At 44.7% G+C, this 1,732-nt stretch carries 2 protein-coding genes; one reads left to right on the plus strand and one right to left on the minus strand.

The window, feature by feature from the left end; genetic code table 11:
* Nucleotides 1–360, minus strand: a 360-nt coding sequence (locus SPADD19_RS05295) for a cation diffusion facilitator family transporter (RefSeq protein WP_128861588.1), incomplete at its 3' end; no start/stop codon positions are given.
* Nucleotides 361–512: 152 nt separating this feature from the next.
* Between SPADD19_RS05295 and SPADD19_RS05300 the strand changes: the two genes are divergently transcribed.
* The coding region (locus SPADD19_RS05300; protein WP_164905849.1) for a UvrD-helicase domain-containing protein at nucleotides 513–1,732 on the plus strand (1,220 nt) is incomplete at its 3' end.

Below are 1,732 nucleotides of genomic sequence, written 5' to 3' on the forward strand. Positions count from 1 at the left end.
AGCACCGAGTGGATCAATGCTAACTGTTTCATTGCTGAAGATCTTTTGGAGGGTATCGCGTAAGACATCAAAACCGACATAAAACATAATGATGGAGGTGACTAGACTAGCTAGATCTTCAATTTTCCAGTGACCAAACTTGTGATCACGGTCAGCTGGTTGGCGCGCGAGACGAATCCCGATGAGCAGGGCAGCATTGCTGATAATATCTGATAAGTTGTTAAATCCATCGGCTACCAAACTAGAGGAGTGAAGCAGATGGCCAGTAGCTAATTTTGCTGAAGAAAGTAGTAAATAGGCTAAAATACTGATGATGGCACCACGTTCAGCCAGTTTTAAGTTACTGTATGGTTTTTCCAAAATTTCCTCCTACAACCTCGGATATGAACCTGTTTTCTTTAAGCTACTATTATATCGTTTTTGGAAGGGAAATTCAAATGAGTCCTTTTTTAAAAGAAGCTAGGCCGGTTTTTGTGGTATAATAGAACGATTGAATGAATGAGGAGTATGAGATGAATCCTTTATTGAATGGTATGAATGATCGCCAAGCAGAGGCGGTCCAAACGACAGAAGGTCCCCTTTTGATCATGGCGGGAGCTGGTTCGGGTAAGACACGTGTCTTGACCCACCGCATCGCTTACTTAATCGATGAAAAAATGGTCAATCCTTGGAATATTTTGGCCATTACCTTTACCAATAAAGCCGCTCGGGAAATGAAGGAGCGGGCTTATCAGTTGAATCCAGCTACCCAAGATTGCTTGATTGCCACCTTCCACTCCATGTGTGTGCGCATCCTCCGTCGAGATGCGGATCATATTGGCTACAATCGCAATTTTACCATTGTCGATCCAGGTGAGCAGCGGACCTTGATGAAGCGGATCTTGAAGTCCTTGAATTTAGATCCAAAAAAATGGAATGAACGGACCATTTTGGGGACTATTTCCAATGCCAAAAATGACTTGATCGATGAAGTGGCCTATGCTGCCCAGGCGGGAGATATGTATACTCAGATCGTCGCCAAGTGTTATGAGGCTTACCAAAAAGAACTCCGTCAGTCGGAAGCAGTGGACTTCGATGATTTGATCATGCTGACCTTGCGTCTTTTTGATCAGCATCCTGATGTGCTGACCTATTACCAGCAGAAGTTCCAATACATCCACGTGGATGAGTACCAAGATACCAACCATGCCCAATACCAGTTGGTCAAACTCTTGGCTTCACGCTTTAAAAATATCTGTGTCGTTGGGGATGCTGACCAGTCTATTTATGGCTGGCGGGGAGCGGATATGCAGAATATCCTGGACTTTGAGAAGGACTATCCTGATGCCAAGGTCGTTTTGTTAGAGGAAAATTATCGCTCCACTAAAACTATCCTGCAAGCAGCCAATGATGTCATCAAAAACAATCGCCACCGCCGTCCGAAGAATCTCTGGACACAAAATGAAGACGGGGAAGAGATTGTCTATTATCGGGCTAATGATGAGCAGGATGAAGCAGTCTTTGTTGCTAAAACGATTGAAGAGCTTAGTCGCGAAGCTGGCTACAAACACCGTGATTTTGCCGTTCTCTACCGGACCAATGCCCAGTCCCGGACCATTGAAGAAGCCCTGCTCAAGTCCAACATTCCCTATACCATGGTAGGGGGCACCAAGTTCTACAGCCGGAAGGAAATTCGAGATGTCATTGCTTATCTGAACTTGATTGCCAACCTCAGTGACAATATCAGTTTTGA

The organism is Streptococcus parasanguinis, assembly GCF_001578955.1.
GTDB classification, from domain to species: Bacteria; Bacillota; Bacilli; order Lactobacillales; family Streptococcaceae; genus Streptococcus; species Streptococcus parasanguinis_U.